Source organism: Pseudomonas sp. TMP9, assembly GCF_037943105.1.
Classification (GTDB): domain Bacteria; phylum Pseudomonadota; class Gammaproteobacteria; order Pseudomonadales; family Pseudomonadaceae; genus Aquipseudomonas.
This window is the reverse complement of the sequence record NZ_CP149803.1, coordinates 2,169,389-2,186,037: the sequence shown is the minus strand read 5'-3', so window position 1 is coordinate 2,186,037 and position 16,649 is coordinate 2,169,389. Positions and strand designations below refer to the sequence as shown.

General features: G+C 59.9%; 17 protein-coding genes. All 17 read right to left on the bottom strand.

Annotation, left to right across the window (positions count from 1 at the left end; genetic code table 11):
• Entirely contained in the window at positions 1-1,035 is a 1,035-nt protein-coding gene (gene gnd, locus WF513_RS10465; RefSeq protein ID WP_339079313.1) for a phosphogluconate dehydrogenase (NAD(+)-dependent, decarboxylating), read from the bottom strand.
• 39 nt (positions 1,036-1,074) lie between these two features.
• Positions 1,075-2,409 (bottom strand): sorbosone dehydrogenase family protein, encoded by a 1,335-nt coding sequence (locus tag WF513_RS10460; protein ID WP_339079312.1) that lies wholly within the window; start codon positions 2,407-2,409, stop codon positions 1,075-1,077.
• A 225-nt stretch (positions 2,410-2,634) separates the two neighbouring features.
• Complete coding sequence (gene arcC, locus WF513_RS10455; protein WP_339079310.1) at positions 2,635-3,561, bottom strand: carbamate kinase; 927 nt, start codon at positions 3,559-3,561, stop codon at positions 2,635-2,637.
• 12 nt (positions 3,562-3,573) lie between these two features.
• Entirely contained in the window at positions 3,574-4,584 is a 1,011-nt protein-coding gene (locus WF513_RS10450) for an ornithine carbamoyltransferase (protein WP_339079309.1), read from the bottom strand.
• Positions 4,585-4,660: 76 nt separating this feature from the next.
• Complete coding sequence (gene arcA, locus WF513_RS10445; RefSeq protein WP_339079307.1) at positions 4,661-5,917, bottom strand: arginine deiminase; 1,257 nt, start codon at positions 5,915-5,917, stop codon at positions 4,661-4,663.
• A gap of 20 nt (positions 5,918-5,937) precedes the next feature.
• Positions 5,938-7,365 (bottom strand): arginine-ornithine antiporter, encoded by a 1,428-nt coding sequence (gene arcD / locus WF513_RS10440; RefSeq protein ID WP_339079306.1) that lies wholly within the window; start codon positions 7,363-7,365, stop codon positions 5,938-5,940.
• A gap of 166 nt (positions 7,366-7,531) precedes the next feature.
• Positions 7,532-7,900 (bottom strand): DUF5064 family protein, encoded by a 369-nt coding sequence (locus tag WF513_RS10435; protein ID WP_339079305.1) that lies wholly within the window; start codon positions 7,898-7,900, stop codon positions 7,532-7,534.
• 120 nt (positions 7,901-8,020) lie between these two features.
• Entirely contained in the window at positions 8,021-8,326 is a 306-nt protein-coding gene (locus tag WF513_RS10430) for a chaperone modulator CbpM (protein WP_339079304.1), read from the bottom strand.
• The gene (locus tag WF513_RS10425) at positions 8,323-9,270 is read right to left on the bottom strand and encodes a DnaJ C-terminal domain-containing protein (protein ID WP_339079303.1); all 948 of its coding nucleotides are present in this window, start codon (positions 9,268-9,270) and stop codon (positions 8,323-8,325) included. Before WF513_RS10425 ends, WF513_RS10430 begins: the two co-directional genes overlap by 4 nt.
• Positions 9,271-9,578: 308 nt before the next feature.
• Positions 9,579-10,796, bottom strand: a complete 1,218-nt coding sequence (gene arcA / locus WF513_RS10420; protein WP_339079302.1) for an arginine deiminase — start codon at positions 10,794-10,796, stop codon at positions 9,579-9,581.
• Between the two features lie 52 nt (positions 10,797-10,848).
• Entirely contained in the window at positions 10,849-12,243 is a 1,395-nt protein-coding gene (arcD, locus tag WF513_RS10415) for an arginine-ornithine antiporter (protein WP_339083516.1), read from the bottom strand.
• A gap of 74 nt (positions 12,244-12,317) precedes the next feature.
• Positions 12,318-12,566 (bottom strand): hypothetical protein, encoded by a 249-nt coding sequence (locus WF513_RS10410; RefSeq protein ID WP_339079301.1) that lies wholly within the window; start codon positions 12,564-12,566, stop codon positions 12,318-12,320.
• 133 nt (positions 12,567-12,699) lie between these two features.
• Positions 12,700-13,620 carry a F0F1 ATP synthase subunit gamma gene (locus WF513_RS10405; RefSeq protein ID WP_339079300.1) on the bottom strand — a complete coding sequence of 307 codons (921 nt, stop codon included), beginning with the start codon at positions 13,618-13,620 and terminating at the stop codon, positions 12,700-12,702.
• Entirely contained in the window at positions 13,617-13,985 is a 369-nt protein-coding gene (locus WF513_RS10400) for an HPF/RaiA family ribosome-associated protein (RefSeq protein WP_339079299.1), read from the bottom strand. The genes WF513_RS10405 and WF513_RS10400 overlap by 4 nt, the downstream gene beginning before the upstream one ends.
• Positions 13,982-15,565: an alternate F1F0 ATPase, F1 subunit alpha gene (locus WF513_RS10395; protein WP_339079298.1), complete on the bottom strand. Its 1,584-nt coding sequence runs from the start codon at positions 15,563-15,565 to the stop codon at positions 13,982-13,984. The genes WF513_RS10400 and WF513_RS10395 overlap by 4 nt, the downstream gene beginning before the upstream one ends.
• Positions 15,562-16,335 (bottom strand): F0F1 ATP synthase subunit delta, encoded by a 774-nt coding sequence (locus WF513_RS10390; protein ID WP_339079297.1) that lies wholly within the window; start codon positions 16,333-16,335, stop codon positions 15,562-15,564. The genes WF513_RS10395 and WF513_RS10390 overlap by 4 nt, the downstream gene beginning before the upstream one ends.
• A gap of 3 nt (positions 16,336-16,338) precedes the next feature.
• Positions 16,339-16,629 carry a F0F1 ATP synthase subunit C gene (locus WF513_RS10385; protein ID WP_339079296.1) on the bottom strand — a complete coding sequence of 97 codons (291 nt, stop codon included), beginning with the start codon at positions 16,627-16,629 and terminating at the stop codon, positions 16,339-16,341.
• Positions 16,630-16,649: the final 20 nt, after the last annotated feature.

The window sequence follows — 16,649 nt, the reverse complement described above, 5'->3', positions numbered from 1 at the left end:
TTAAGACTCCGACTGTGGGTCTTGGTCGGGCTTCTCGACGTGGCCGCCGAACTCATGGCGCATTGCTGACTGCACGCGGTTGGCAAAATCAGCCTGGCCCCGCGAGCTAAAGCGCGCGTACAACGCCGCACTCAACACCGGCGTGGGCACGCCTTCATCGATGGCCGCTTGAACAGTCCAGCGACCTTCGCCGGAATCAGAAACGCGCCCTGCATAGCCGGTCAAGGTTGGGTCGGCCGCTAGCGCCTCGGCCGTGAGGTCCAGCAACCATGAGCCGATCACACTGCCGCGGCGCCAAACTTCAGCGATCTCGGGCAGGTCCATTTGGTATTGATAATGCGCGGGTTGTCGCAACGGTGCGGTTTCAGCATCCACGGCATGCTCGCGCATGCCGACATTGGCGTTGTGCAGGATGTTAAGCCCTTCGGCATAGGCGGCCATCACCCCGTACTCAATGCCGTTGTGCACCATTTTCACGAAGTGCCCGGCGCCATGCGGCCCGCAGTGCAGCCAACCTTGGTCGGCGCTGCTTGGCCCCGCTTGGCGGCCCGGTGTGGGCGCTGCGCTGCCAGCGCCGGGGGCTAAGGTGACAAACAGCGGGGCGAGGTGCTGTACCGACTCATTGGCGCCGCCGATCATCAAGCAGTAGCCGCGCTGCAGACCAGCAACGCCGCCGCTGGTGCCGACGTCCACGTGGGCAATGCCTAACGTCGCCAAGGCCTCGGCGCGGCGCAGGTCGTCGTGGTAATGCGAATTGCCGCCATCAATAACCATGTCACCCGCTTGCAGCAGCGGCGTCAGTTGTTCCAGCAGGGCGTCGACGGCCGCCGCCGGGACCATCAGCCAAACCACGCGGGGTGCCTGTAATAAGTCAACAAATTGCATGAGCGATGCGCTGCCCGTGGCGCCGAGTGCGCTCAGGCGTGCGATGTTTTCAGACCCATGGTCATGCACAACACAGTCATGGCCGCCGCGTAGCAGGCGGGTGACCATACTGGCACCCATGCGGCCGAGGCCGATCATACCGATTTGCATCTTTACGCTCCTTATGCGTGGCCGTTTTACTCAGTGAGATCAGCGCGCAGTGCTCACCCGCCAGACGGTATTGCCAACGTCATCCGCCACCAGCAGTGCGCCATTGGCCTCAAGTGCAACGCCGACTGGGCGCCCATAAGCATCGCCATTCGCAGCTAAAAAACCGCTCAATACGCTCAGCGGCGGCGCTCCTGTGGGCTGGCCCGCCGCGAACGTTACGAACACAACGGCATAGCCACTGGGAGGCTTGCGGTTCCATGAGCCATGTTCGCCGACGAACATGCCCTGCGCGAGTGACGGCAACAGCGCTTGGTCGTGAACAGCGGCCAGGCCCAGCGGGGCGACGTGCGAACCGAGTGCATAGTCAGGTACCACCGCTTGTGCCACACGCGAGGGGTTGGGCGGGGTGACGCGGCTGTCAACGTGGTGGCCGTACCAGCTCCACGGCCAGCCGTAGAAAGCTCCGTCAGTCACGGCAGTGAGGTAATCGGGGACTAAGTTGTTGCCCAGTTCGTCGCGCTCGTTGACCACCGTCCACAGCTTGCCGCTGTGCGGCTCCCAGGCCAGGCCATTGGGGTTGCGCAGGCCGGTGGCCATTTCGCGGTGCTTGCCGGTGCGCACATCGACCGCCCAAATTGATGCACGCCCGGCCTCAACCGCCATCCCGCGCTCGCCCGCATTGCTGTTCGAGCCGACGGTGACGTAGAGCGTACGACCGTCCGCGCTTGCGATCAGGTTTTTAGTCCAGTGATGGTTGATAGGCCCGGCGGGCAATTCAACCACGCGCCTGCCCGGCGCGGTGATGCGCGTCTGGCCGGGTGCATAAGGGAAACGTAACACGGCGTCAGTGTTGGCGACGTAGAGGGAGTCGCCCACCAGCACCATGCCAAAAGGTGAGTTCAGCCCCTCAAGCATGACCGTCTGCAGATCAGCCTTGCCGTCACCTGTGGTGTCGCGCAGCAGGGTGATGCGGTTAGCGCTGGGCACGCCGGCCCCAGCACGCGCCATGATCATACCGGCCACCCATTCACGCAGGCCTTGCGCACCATCCGGTTTTGCCGGTGCATTGCTCTCGGCCACCAGTACGTCTCCGTTGGGCAGCACATGCAGCCACCGTGGGTGGTCGAGCCCGCTGGCGAAGGCTTGTACCTGCAGGCCAGGCGCTGCCAGTGGGGTTTTGCCCGCAGGCCAACCCACGGCGGGTGCGATGTCGACGATCGGCAGCAAAGACGGTTGCGGCGCAGGCAGAACCGGGTTCAAGCCTACATCCAGCGCGGCCGTGCCGGCTTTGTCTGCAGACGGTCCGACGGTGCTGCCGCAGGCGGTGAGGGCCAACAGAAGCATCACATACGCCAGCGCGCGAGCAGCGTTCATGATGCGAGCCTGCTGCTGAGGCTATCCATCTGTGGGTTTTGCAGCTGTCGCGGGTTGACGAGGGTGGGTGAGAAGGAGGGCGTCATGGCAGAGTCCTGGGGGACGAGGTGGGTGCTTCACTGTACATTTCTGCACTGCACGCTGCATGGCGTCTGTGCCCTAGCGCACAGTCGCGCCGTAACCTGTGGCGTGCGCTCGTCTTAACCGGTCGGTTGCTCTGTTGGGCTATCGGTAGCTGATGCCGGCTGCGGCGATGCTGATGCGTGTGCCGGCGTGGCCGTTAACAATGGCTTCAATCTCGGCCAAAGAGCCGATTACCGCGGCCTTGCCGGTGTTGCGGGCAAACTCACACGCGGCCTGAACTTTTGGCCCCATGGAGCCGGCAGCAAACCCGATTTTCTCCAGCGCATCGGGGTGAGCGCTAGCCACGGCTTTTTGTGTCGGCTCGCCCCAATCGATAAAGACGGCGTTAACGTCGGTGGCGATGACTAGCAAATCGCACTCCAGTTGCTCAGCCAACAATGCGCTGCAAAGGTCTTTATCGATTACCGCTTCGACGCCTTGCAGTTTGCCGTCCTTGTACTGGGTTGGAATACCGCCACCACCGGCGCAGATGACGATGGTGCCTTTATCCAGCAGCCATTTAATCGGGCGGATTTCAAAAATGTGCTTGGGTCGTGGGCTGGCCACAACGCGGCGAAATTGATCGCCATCGGCGGCGATATTCCAGCCTTTTTCCTTGGCTAAGCGCAGAGCTTCTTGGTGGCTGTAAACCGGGCCAATGGGTTTGCTGGGGTTGGCAAAGGCCGGGTCGTTGGGGTCGACTTCTACTTGGGTGAGCAAGGTGGCGAATGGCACGTCAAACGGCAACAGATTGCCCAGCTCTTGCTCAATCATGTAACCGATCATGCCTTCGGTTTCTGCACCAAGGACATCCAAGGGGTAGGGGTTAACCGAGGTGTAAGCCGCCGCCTGCAAGGCTAACAAACCCACCTGCGGGCCATTGCCGTGAGCGATGACCAGCTGGTTGCCGGCGACAATTTTGGCGATTTGTTCAGTGGCAATGCGCACGTTGTTGCGTTGATTGTCCGCCGTCATGGGTTCACCACGGCGTAAAAGAGCATTACCACCGAGGGCGACAACGATGCGCATAGTCACGGCTCCTTAAAGGTTGGCGAGGGTCGAGACCAAAATTGCCTTGATGGTGTGCATGCGGTTTTCCGCTTGTTCGAAGGCCAGGTTGGCGGGCGACTCAAAGACCTCTTCGGTCACTTCAACGCCGTTCGCCAGGTTTGGATGGCGCGAGGCAATGTCTTTACCCACCGTGGTGTCGCTGTTGTGAAAAGCCGGCAGGCAATGCATGAATTTCACCCGTGGGTTGCCGGCTGCTTTCATCATGTTTGCGTTCACCTGGTAGGGCAGCAGTTGAGCGATGCGCTGGTCCCAAGCATCGGCCGGCTCACCCATGGACACCCAAATGTCGGTGTGAATGAAATCGACGCCTTTGACCGCTTCTTCGGGGTTTTCCGTCAGCGTAATGCGCGCGCCACTCTCTTCGGCAAAACGCTGGCACTGGGCGACAAATTCTTCTGTTGGCCAGAGGGCTTTGGGCGCGCCAATGCGCACATCCATACCGAGTTTGGCACCGATCATCAGCAGTGAATTGCCCATGTTGTAGCGGGCGTCGCCCAGGTAGGCGTAGCTGATTTCATGCAAAGGCTTGTCGCTGTGTTCAAGCATGGTCAGCACGTCAGCAATCATTTGTGTGGGGTGAAACTCGGCCGTTAGGCCGTTAAACACCGGCACGCCAGCAAACTTGGCCAACTCTTCGACGATCTCCTGACCGAAGCCGCGGTACTCGATCGCGTCAAACATGCGGCCAAGCACGCGAGCAGTGTCTTTCATGCTCTCTTTGTGGCCGATTTGTGAGGAGGTCGAATCGATGTAGGTGACATTGGCACCTTGGTCGTAGGCCGCCACTTCAAACGCGCAGCGGGTGCGGGTCGAGGTTTTTTCAAAAATCAGGGCAATGTTTTTGCCTTTTAGGTGTTGCTGTTCGGTGCCGGTGTATTTGGCGCGTTTAAGGTCACGGGACAGGTCCAGCAGAAAGCGCAGCTCATGCTGGGTGTGGTGCATCAGGCTGAGGAGGCTGCGGTTGTGCATGTTAAAAGCCATGTTGAGTTGCCTCTGCAGAAATTAAACGTAAGGTCAGCGGCGTTGGGTTTTAAAGTGCAACGCCATTGAAAAAGACTCAGTAATCGATCGGGTCGCGGATGATCGGACAGGTCATGCAGTGACCGCCGCCACGGCCACGGCCAAGCTCGCTGGCACTGATGGTGATGACTTCCACGCCAGCTTTACGCAGCAAGGTATTGGTGAAGGTGTTGCGGTCATAGCCGATGACCACCCCGGGCTCCAAGCAAATCAAGTTATTGCCGTCGTCCCACTGCTCGCGCTCGGCTTCAAAGCTGTCGCCGCCGGTTTGCACCACCCGCAGTTTTTTTAGGTTCAGCGACTCGGCCACTACGTCGAGGAATGGTTTAGGTTCGCGGCGGATATCCAGGCCGCCCGGCATGCTTTCATCGGGACGAATGCTGAAGGCCACAATCTGGTTGACCACCGAGGGGAAGATGGTCACCAGGTCGCGGTCGCAGAAGCTGAATACGGTGTCCAAATGCATGGCTGCACGGGATTTTGGCAGGCCGGCAACGATGACCCGTTGTACGGCGCCGGCTTTGAACAGCGATTGCGCTAACTGGCCGATGGCTTGATGGGAGCTACGTTCACCCATACCGATCAAAACCACGCCGTTGCCAATGGGCATCACATCGCCGCCTTCCAGCGTAGCCGCGCCATGGTCCTCATCCGGGTTGCCGTACCAGACCTTGAAGTCGGCATTTATAAAGTCCGGATGGAATTTATAAATGGCCGTCATCAACAGGGTTTCCTGTCTGCGTGCGGGCCAGTACATCGGGTCGAGCACCACGCCACCGTAGATCCAGCAACTGTTGTCACGGGTGAACAGGGTGTTAGGTAAGGGAGGCAGGATAAAGCTGGATGCGCCGAGGAAGTCGCTGAACATCTTGGCCATGTCGCTGCCGCCGTTGGCATTGAGGTCAGCCCCCGATACGCCGCCAATTAAAAACTCAGCCAGCTTGCGCGGCTCTTGGCTTTCCAGCCAGCTGCGTACTTCATTGTGCAGGCCGACGCCCACGTGGTTAGCTGAGGTTTTACGGTCGAGAATCCACTTCAGCGCTTCTGGGTTTTGCACCACGTCGGTGAGCATGTTGTGCATCTCGATCACTTCGATATTACGCTCGCGCATTTTGCTGACAAAGTCGAAGTGGTCACGTTTAGCCTGGCTAACCCAGATAACGTCGTCGAACAGCAGTTCGTCGCAGTTGTCCGGGGTTAGGCGCAAGTGCGCCAAGCCAGGCGAGCAGACCAATACCTTGTGCAGTTTGCCCGCTTCGGAATGGGCGCCCAGTTTGATTTTTGCAGTGTTCATGCACTCTGTCCTTTTGCCAATTAGATGCTCAAGAACCCGTCATACAGGCCGTAAGCCGCAATCGCTGCGCCAACCAGCACGCCGATGAAAATCACTTTTTCTACCCCGGTAAACACCTGTTGACCCAGCTCGCGCTTGGCCATGGCGAATAGGATGGCACCGGGGGCATAGAGCAATGCCGAGAGGAGCAGGTATTGCACACCGGCGGCATACACCAGCCATACGGCATAGACGGTAGAGATCAGCGCAATCAACATGTCCTTGTTGCGTTCACCGGCCTCGCCAGCGTAAGTCTCACCGCGCACCGTCAGGAGCAGGGCATACGCGCTGGACCAGAAGTACGGCACCAGAATCATCGAGGTGGCCAGGTACAGCAGTTTTAAGTAAGTGGCATCGTTAAACAGGGTGATGACTAAGAACAGCTGGATTAAACCGTTAGAAAGCCACAGGGCATTGACCGGCACCTTGTTGGCGTTTTCCTTGCGCAGGAAGGCCGGCATGGTGTGGTCACTGGCGCTGGTAAAGAGGATTTCGGCACACAGCAAAGTCCAAGACAGTAACCCCCCGGCGAGGGAGATGATCAAGCCGACACTGATCAGCATCGCGCCCCAAGGCCCAACCACATGTTCCAGCACAGCGGCCATCGATGGGTTTTTTAAGCCTGCCAATTGGGCTTGCGCCAAGATGCCTTGGGACAGCAGGTTGACCATAACCAACAGCAGCATCACAGCGATAAAACCCACCACCGTGGCCCTGCCCACATCTGAACGTTTTTCAGCGCGGGCGGAGAAAATACTCGCGCCTTCAATGCCGATAAACACCCAGACGGTAACCAGCATCATGTTGCGGGCTTGGTCCATCACACTGCCCAATTCGGGGTTATTGCTGCCCCAGAAATCAGCGGTATATACATCCAGCTTGAACGCGATGACGGCGATGACGATGAACACCGCGAGGGGCACAATCTTGGCGACAGTGGTCAGGGTGTTGATAAAGGCGGCTTCGTGGATGCCACGCAGCACCAAGAAATGCAGCAGCCACAGCACCACCGACGCACCGATGATGGCCGCGAGGTTGTTGCCCTCCCCAAATACCGGGAAGAAATAGCCGAGGGTGGCAAACAACAGGACCATGTAGCTGACGTTGCCGATCCACGCGCTGATCCAGTAGCCCCAGGCTGATGAGAAGCCCATGTAATCGCCAAAGCCGGCCTTGGCGTAAACGTAGACACCGCCATCCAGCTCAGGCTTGCGGTTGGCTAAGGTCTGGAAGACGAAGGCCAGGGTCAACATACCGACCCCGGTAATAAGCCAGCCGACCAGTGTTGCGCCGGCGCTGGCGCTGGCCGCGATGTTTTGCGGCAACGAAAATATGCCCCCGCCGATCATCGACCCCACAACGAGGGCAACCAAGGCACCCAGTTTAAGTTTGCGTGTTGACTCCGTCATAGCAGCTCTCCGTTAAACGCTTGGTCCAAAAGTTAGTGGGCGCTTTTGCGTGGTGATGGGTGTTGATTTGGGTCAAGAAGTGCCGAGGTGGCGACTTTTAGGCGGTGTAATAGCCGTTAGCTGAGGGCGCTGGCGGCTAAAAAAGAAGCGAATAATGCTTCAGCCGCTAAAAACCATCTTGACGCAGGTGGTCGAAATTTATCGCCTCGCCAGACACGCCATGGACCTGGCTGCGGATGTCCTCAAACATCTGGTCGTATTCTTTATGGTGGGCCAGCACCGCACCAAATTTAGGGTGTAAGCCATGTTTTTCAGCAATGCGGGTAAGCGTGCTGGCGAAGTTGAATACCGTGTCGCGGTGCAGTTCGACACTCTCCTCGAACGGCATACCTTGCACCTCACCGAGAATGTGGAAATGCACCATCTGCCCTTCAGTTGCATCGGTGCGCACCTGGTAATGGATATCGATTGAAAACGCCGGCATACCGGGTGTTTCAGTCAGGTTGGCACGGTGCAAGTGACCTGCTTTAAACATGCCTTTCTCCTTGGGAACGATACCGCCTGAGGTGAGTGTTTGCGCACTGCGCAAGCGGGTAGCAGAGGCGCAGCATTGCAGCCGCCGGTTTTGCCACGCTGCTCAGTTATGCCGGTTCGGCTAGGGTTCTTCGAAGCGGTTTAAGCGTTGGCGCAGGTGGCTGTTTTCACCGCGCAGTTGTTGCAAATCATCCAGTAACTGCAGCGCTAAGGCGACACCGGCCCAGTCAATCTGCAGTTCGGCTTGCAGGCGATAGGCGCGCTTGACGATGATCAGCGCGTCAGCGTCGAACTGCCATTGTTCCGGCGTTTGGCCGCTGGGCTCGACAATGCCGTGCTCGACAATTTCCAGCAGGACTGTCTGTGGCAGCTCGGCGCACAGGCAAAGTTCGTGGGTGCTTAGTTGCATGATCAGGCTACTCATCACTGACTCCACTGCGCGCGCGGGTTGAAAGCGGCTTGCTCGGCCAGCTGCGCCCAGAGCGCACGCGTGGCTTCGTCAGCCTGAGCGGGAATGACGATTTTGAACAGGGCAAACATATCGCCGGGTTCCGCGGATTTGGTCAGCAGGCCCTTGCCCTTGATGCGCAGCCGCTGCCCACTTTGGGTGTTAGCGGGAATACGCAGGCTGATTTTACCGGTCAGCGTGGGCACCGTGATTGAGCCGCCTAACGCCGCTTCCCAAGGCGCCAAGGGCACAGTGAGAATCAGGTTGGAGGCCTCGACATCGAACAGTGGGTGCGGCACCAAGCGGATGATTAGGTACAGATCACCATTCGCAGCACCGCCCACACCCGGAGCACCCTGATTTTTCAGGCGAATGCGCTCGCCGTTAGTCACGCCAGGTGGGATTTTTACGTTGAGGGTCTTATTGATGGCTGGCAGTGGTTGGCCGTTAGGGCTGTATTGCGGCAGCTGAAAGGCAATTTGCTTGGTGTCCTGCGTCTGGGTTTCTTCCAGCAGCAGCGCTAATTCCATTTCCACATCCTGCCCGCGTCGTGAACTGTTGCGCGGGCCTCGCTGAGAGCGTCCGGCGCCACCAAAAAGCGATTCGAAAAAGTCCGAATAATCACCGCCGCCGCCCATTTCATCGGTAAAGCCGGAGTTGCCACGGGGTTGCCAGCCGGGCGGTGGCTCAAAGGGTTTGCCTTGCTGGCCGTATTTGCGCAGCTCATCGTACTCAGCGCGTTTTTCGGCGCTTTTCAGCACTTCATAGGCTTCGGCGACTTCCTTGAATTTATCCTCGGCGCCCTTTTCTTTGCTGACATCGGGGTGGTATTTGCGTGCCAGTTTGCGGTAGGCCGCTTTGACTGCCTTGTCATCGGCCCCCGGCTCAAGGCCGAGTATTTTGTAGTAATCCTTAAAGTCCATCGCGCCACCTTGGTTTATCTACCGAGACATTATGAGCACCTGTATACGCCAATAGATTGCACGCCGTATTGTCTGGGATCAGCAGATCGGCGTTACAGTTCCGAGCGCATCCGCGAGTGGCTGGGCGTCCACATCCATCTGGGCCGTCACCTGCCACTGGGGTCGTAATCTTTATACAGTTGCCCCGGCGGTTTGAGTAAAGCGCTGCCATCCGCACCGCCTTATATGGCGTGGCTTGCAGCAGCGCCATGTTCGCCGGGTAGAGCGCCAGCAATGGCTCGATGTGGGGTTGCCGCCGTCAATAGGGGTCAGATGGGGTCGCGCTCAATGGGGCACGACATGCAATGGCTGCCTCCACGGCCGCGGCCTAACTCAGAACCCGGAACGGTGATGACCTCAACGCCAGCCTTGCGCAGCAAGGTATTGGTGTGAGTGTTGCGTGAATAGCTCATGACCACGCCCGGCGCTAATGCCAGCAGGTTGTTACCGTCGTCCCACTGCTCACGCTCGGACTGCCAAGCGTCGCCGCCGGTGGCCACGGAACGCAGTTTGGCCAAGCCCAATGCTTCGGCGACTACTTGTAAAAACGGCTTGGTTTCGGTGTGTACATCCACGCTGCCTTCACGATCACCCGGGCGTAGGCTGTGCACGCGGATCGCATCAACCATTTCCGGGAAGCTGGTCACCAGGTCGACGTCGCAGAACGTAAACACTGTATCCAGGTGCATGGCGCCCCGGGATTTCGGGATTTGTGCGGCCAGTACTCGTGTGGCGCCACCTTGGGCAAATAAGGCGCGAGCCAGTTGGCTGACTGCCTGCGGTGAGGTGCGTTCACCCATGCCGATCAACACCACACCATTACCCAGCGGCATCACATCACCACCCTCTAGAGTGGCACCGCCGTGGTCGACGTCCGGGTCACCCCACCAGGTGGTGACGTTGCCGGCAAACAGCGGGTGAAAGCGATAAACCGCAGCGGTGAGCAAAGTTTCCTGGCGGCGTGCAGGCCAATACATCGGGCACAAGACCACGCCCTCACCGATCCAGCAACTGCTGTCGCGGCTAAACAGGGTGTTTGGCAGTGGCGGTAGGAGGAAGTCGCTGGCGTTGGCATACCGGGCTAACAGGCCATCTGGCTCAAACGGCAGTTCAGCCCGGGCTAAGCCGCCGATCAGGTGTTCCGCTAAGCGCATGGGCGGCAGGTCTTCCAGCCAAGGGCGCAGCTGCTGCGCCAGCTCGGTATCGACTGTGCCGGGGGCGAGCTTGCGGTCCAGCAGCCACGAGCGGGCGGCTGGGTCAGTCACGGTGGTGGCCAGTAGGTTGTGCAGCTCCAGCACTTCAACATCGCGGCTTTGCATGGCATTGGTAAAGGCGTCGTGATCATTACGCGCCTGCTCTACCCAGAGCACATCATCGAACAACAAATCGCGGCAGTTAGCGGGAGTCAGACGCTGCTGCGCCAAGCCAGGACGGCACACCAACACGCGGCGTAGCCGACCGATTTCAGAATTCAGACCTTGGCTCATGGTGTTAATTTCCTTTTCGCACACAGTGAAATGAAGGGGTCGAGAGCAGGCATCACAGACTCAGCTGGCCGTTGTAAAGCAATGCCGCCGCTACACCGGACAGCACAATAAGACCGGCCAAAATCAGCCACTCCCACGGGGTAAAAAGCGTTTCTTGGCGTTGCCGCTTGGCCCAGGCATAGATCAACACACCCGGCACATAGAGCAGGGCGCTGAGCAGCAAGTACTTAAAGCCTGCGGCGTACAGCAGCCACAGGCAGTAGAGCGTGGCCAGCCCCGCGATGGGTACGTCAGTAGGCTTGATGGCCGCTTTGACACCCTCGCCCCGCCATGCCAGCAACAGACCGTAGGCGGCGCTGAACAGGTAAGGCAGCAGAATCATTGCGGTGGACAGTGAGATCAGCGCCAGATAAGACGCCTTGGAGAACAGCGTCAGAATCAGAAACAACTGCACCATGCCGTTGGTTAGCCACAGGGCGTTGGCCGGCACGTGCTTGTCGTTGGTCTGCCCCAGCCATTTCGGCATCACGCCGCCGCCTGCTGGGGTGAACGGGGATTCCGCCGACAACAGCATCCAGGCCAGGAAGCCGCCGCCGACCGAGACAATCAGGCCGACGTAGATCAGTACCGCGCCCCAGGTGCCAACAGCGTCCTCCAGCACGCCGGCCATCGATGGGTTTTTCAGGCCGGCCAGCGTCGGCTGGTTGAATATTCCGAGCGACAGCAGCGACACCGACATCAATAACAGCAGGCAGATCAGAAAGCCGATGACCGTGGCGCGGCCAACATCTTCCCGCTTGCGCGCCCGCGCCGAATACACACTGGCGCCTTCAATGCCGATAAACACCCAGACCGTAACCAGCATGGTGCTCTTGACCTGATCAAGCACCGAGCCGAGGCTGGCAGCTCCCCAGAAGTTGAAGTTAAAGGTTTCCACTTTGAAGGCCATGGCGACCAGCGCAATAAACAGCAGCAGCGGCACAATCTTGGCCAGTGTGACCAGCGCATTCAGCACCGCAGCACCTTGAATGCCGCGCAACACCAACAGGTGGATGACCCACAGCACGATCGAAGCACCCGCAATAGCGGCTGGTGAATTGCCTGTACCGAACATCGGGAAGAAGTAACCCAGCGCGCCGAACGCCGCCACCAAATAGCCAACATTGCCGATCGAGGCGCTGATCCAGTAACCCCAGGCCGAGTTGAAACCGACGTACTCACCTGACAATGCGCGGGCGTAGGCGTAGACGCCGTTGTCGAGATCGGGTTTGCGCATCGAGAGCATCTGGTAAACCCGCACCAGCAACAGCATGCCGATGCCGGTAATGGTCCAGCCGATCAAAATGGCGCCGGCACCTGCACCGGCCGCCATGTTCTGCGGCAGGCCGAAGATACCGCTGCCGAGAATCGAGCCAACCACCAGCGCCACCAGCAGGGTCAACCCCAGTTTCGAGGCGGGTTTTTTGGCAAGGGTTGCGTCGGGTGGTGCGGCGCTGTTGGCTTTGTTTGCGTCAGCGACGCTCACCCGCGGTCATTCTTTTTGACCTGCGTATGAAAGAGCCCTTTGACCTTGCTTTGCAGTGTATCGGCAATCTCTTGCGCTTCGGCCATCGTGGTGCCTGGCTCAAGGTGCAGGGTTACCGTGCTCTGATGCCCCGGCGCATTGACGGGCTCGCAGACGATGCTCAGCGACACCTCATCCGGCTTGTGCGCGGTGGGTGTGAGCTCTTTGACGATGTAGCGGTATACGTCCGAGTAAGGCTGGTTCATAGCAAATACCTTTGCAGTGAGGTGACCAACCGCAGCGTCTAGAACGTGGGTTGATGTGGTTTCAGTTACCAGTCTGAGCGCCGTCTGCCGAGCTGTCTGTTCGACAACGAACACACGGGCTTGAGGGCTAGGTTTATGTGTCGCCGGCGTCGTGGGGCAGCAAGGCGTCGAAACCGGCGATCACATCAAAAAGTTCCTCGTCGATGCTGGCTTGGCGTAACTGATGAAAATTAGCCTGTAGCCTCTGCAGCAGTTCGCCGATATTGCGATCAGCACGCTGCATGGCGGCGAGACGGCTGGCGTTCTCACTGGCCAACGACTCGGCACTGGCGCGAAACAACGAAACAAACAGGTGCTCGCGGATAAAGGCTTGCAGCGCCGGCGCAGGGTTACCCAGCACCTCTGGCAGTTGCGCCGTGGGCCAGGCTTGAGCCGCCAGCTCACGCTGCCACGCGGCGTCTAACGGCAGTAGCCTCTGGCTTACAGGGCTGTAGCCAGATTCGCTGGGCCGGTTATAGAACAGCAGCAGCGTGGCGCGTGGCATTGCACTCATCGCTGGGTCATCAGGCAGCTGAGCCGTCAGCAGAATTTGCCCCACCAGTTGGGTGATCAGCGCCACTGACCCCGGCACCGCAAATGAACCTTCCAGGTCTATGCCCGCACCGATCAGGCGCGCCTGTACGCGCTCGCCGACCGCCCAGACCTTAACCGTGGTCTTGTCTAAGGACTGCGACAACTGTGCCAGCGCATGCTCAACCACCACCTCGTTAAAGCGCCCCACTAGGCCCTGGTCGGAGCCAAACACGATGGCGTGCACCACCGCGTCAGCGGTCGTTGTATTAGGCGCCTGACGCTGTGCGCCCTGTGGATCGACTGCCCGCAGGCACAGGCTCAGGCCAAGCTCGACCGTGCGGGCGTAGTCGGCGAGCGCCGCCACCGACTGCTCATACTGACCAATGGCCGACGCCGCTGAAGCCTTCATGGTGCGCACCACGGACTTGAGATCCCCGGCGCTGCCTATCTGCCGGCGCAGTGCGGTCAGGGTGGTGGTCATGCGCTTGGCGTATCTTCGCTATCGGGCACCGGCGCAGCGGAGGTCTTATCGCGATGCTTGTTCAGCCGGCCGAGCGTGCTGTCCAGCAGATGCACCATTTTCTGCGCGGCACCATGCACCGCTTGCTCCTGGGTGGCGGCGAACTCGGTCACGGCTACCGGCTGGCGCCCTTTGAGGCGGGCCTCAAGCATGCACAGCTGATCATGCTGGCCGCTCTTGTCACCATTCTCGTCGCTGAGATGCGCTTCAACGCGGGTGATCTGTTCGCTAAAGCGCTGCAGCGCCTGCTCAAGCGTGGCGCTGATGTGCGCGGACAGTTCGGCACTGCCGTCGATGTGATTGTCGGTATTGATCTGGATTTTCATGGGGTTTTCTCGATTGCAGTCTTGGCGCCAGGGGCGGCGTTGTCGGTGCTGGAAAAGGCGGCAAGCGCCTGACGGGCCGCAGCGCTAACCTGCTCACGGTCGGCGTCGGTCAATTTGTCGACACCGCTCAGGCGTGTGCGCAGCTCATCGGCTAATGCATTGGCGGCTTCCTCAACCGCTTGCTGGGCCGCCGCCATACGCTCGAGCGCTACCGGGTCGAACAGCTTGGTATTCAGCGCCAGCAGAATGGCGATCTGCGCGGGCACCGAGACCGGTGAGAATTCGGCTTGGCCTAGGCAGGCACGGATGCGTTTGCCGTGCTCGATGGACTGCCGCGTTTCTTCATCCAGGCGCGCGCCGAAGCGTGCGAAGGTTTCCAGCTCCTCGAACTGTGCATAGGCCAGCTTAAGATCGCCGGCCACCGCGCGATAAGCCGCGCGCTGGGCCTTGCCACCGACCCGCGAGACCGATTGGCCAACGTCAATGGCCGGCAGCACGCCCAGCTCAAACAGCGATGGCGATAACACGATCTGCCCGTCGGTGATGGAAATCAGGTTGGTCGGGATATAGGCCGAGATGTTCTGCGCCTCGGTCTCGATAATCGGCAGCGCCGTCAGCGAGCCACCACCGCGCGCCTCGTTGAGGTGGGTGGCGCGTTCCAGCATGCGCGAGTGGATATAGAAGATGTCCCCCGGAAAGGCCTCACGCCCCGGTGGGCGGCGCAGCAGCAGCGACAGTTCGCGGTAAGCCCGCGCGTGGTGGGTGAGGTCGTCGTAGACGATAAGCACATCACGGCCGGCCTCCATAAAGTGCTCGGCGATGCTGGTGGCGGCGTACGGCGCAATGTAGGACAGCCCCGGCGCTTCGTTGCCTTCGGCCACCACCATCACGGTGTAGGCCAGTGCGCCCTTGGCACGCAGATTCGCCACCGCCTTGGCCACCGCCGAGGCGCGCTGGCCGATGGCGCAGTAAACGCAGAGCACGTTCTTGTCGCGCTGGTTGTAAATGGTGTCCAGGGCAATCGCTGTCTTGCCGGTCTGCCGGTCGCCGAGGATCAATTCACGCTGGCCACGCCCGATAGGGATCAGCGCATCGAGTACTTTCAGCCCAGTCTGCAAAGGCTCGGTCACCGGAGCGCGATCCATGATCGGCGCGGCCGGTCGCTCGATGGGCAGGCGTTGTTCGGTTAATACGCGGCCGAGGCCATCCAGCGGTCGCCCTAGCGGGTCGATCACCCGACCGAGTAAAGCATCGCCGACGCCAACGTCCATTACCCGGCCGCTGCGTTGCACTTCCTGACCGGCATGCAGGTGCGCGTAGTCACCGAGCAACACCACATCAACGCCGTCCTCATCGAGGTTAAAGGTGATGCCTGACAGTCCACCGGGAAACACCAGCAGCTCCTCGAAGCCGACATTCTGTAAGCCATTAATCCGCGCGATGCCGGTGGAAACGCTGACGATGGAACCCACCTCGCGCGGCAGCAGTTGCGCGCTGAAAGATTGCACGCACTGCTGAATGCCGGCGAACGCGCCGTCGTAAACACTGCGCAGGCTGTTGTCGGGGCTGGCCGTGGTCATGCGGCGCCCATCTCAGCGGGGTGTTCGTTCAGCGTGGCGGACAAGCTGGTCAGGTAGTCGGCAATGCTCCAGGCCAGCTTCTGCCCTTGCGCGCTGAGTTCGATGCCGCTGACCACGTCGGGCGCGGTCTCAACCTTGAGTGCAATCGGCTGGCCAAAGGTTTCATCCAGCGCCGCCTGAATCGTGGCTAACTGCTCGGCTGGCAAAGCAAAGGCGCTGCGCAGCAAGGCCGGTGCCTCGGCGGAGGTGGCCTTGAGCGCCGTACTCAAGGCGGCCAGCGTTGCGCCATCAACGGCCTGCAAACGTTGAATAAACACCGCGCAAGCGCGTTGTTCCAAGCTGACGTCAGCCAGATCGGCCAGCACCCGGCGGGCAATCTCGAACACCTGGTGCTGCGTCTTTCGGACGATCTCAGCATGCAACGCCTGGGTGTCGGCCTGCAGTGTTTTCGCCCGCGCTGCACTCGCTCCCTCGGCCGCCTTGCGCGCCTCAGCCAACAAGCGCTCACGTTCAGTATTGGCGGCCTCGGTGGCTTCGCTTAGCAAGGCGGCGCGCTGTTCGTCGAAGGTCTGATTTTTCTGCTCGAACTCAGCCTGCTGCTGGTGCGCTTTGGCCTTGGTGGCAGCAGCATCGGCCAGCTCGGTGGCGATTTTCGCTTCGCGCGCGGCGATGGCGTCGAGCACCGGCTGATAGAGAAAGCGCTTCATCAGGTAAACCAAAATGATGAAGTTGAGCAACTGTGCGCCGACGGTGAACCAGTCGATAAGCATGGTTTATTTGCCTGCCGCCTGGGAGGCTGCAGTCAGTGCGGCATTCCAGAACGGGTTGGCGAAAATCAGAATCATCGACACCACGAAGCAGTAGATCGCCGTGGACTCGATCATCGCCAGGCCGACAAACAGCGTACGGGTGATGGTGGCCGATGCATCAGGCTGCTGAGCCAGCGCGGTGAGCGCCACCGAGACTGCGCGACCTTCGGCCAACGCGGGCCCCATTGTGCCGAAACCGGTGGTCAGGCCCGCCATAACGATGGAAGCGACGGCGATTAGGGTAAGAGCGTCCATAAGGTATGCCTTTGTGTGAG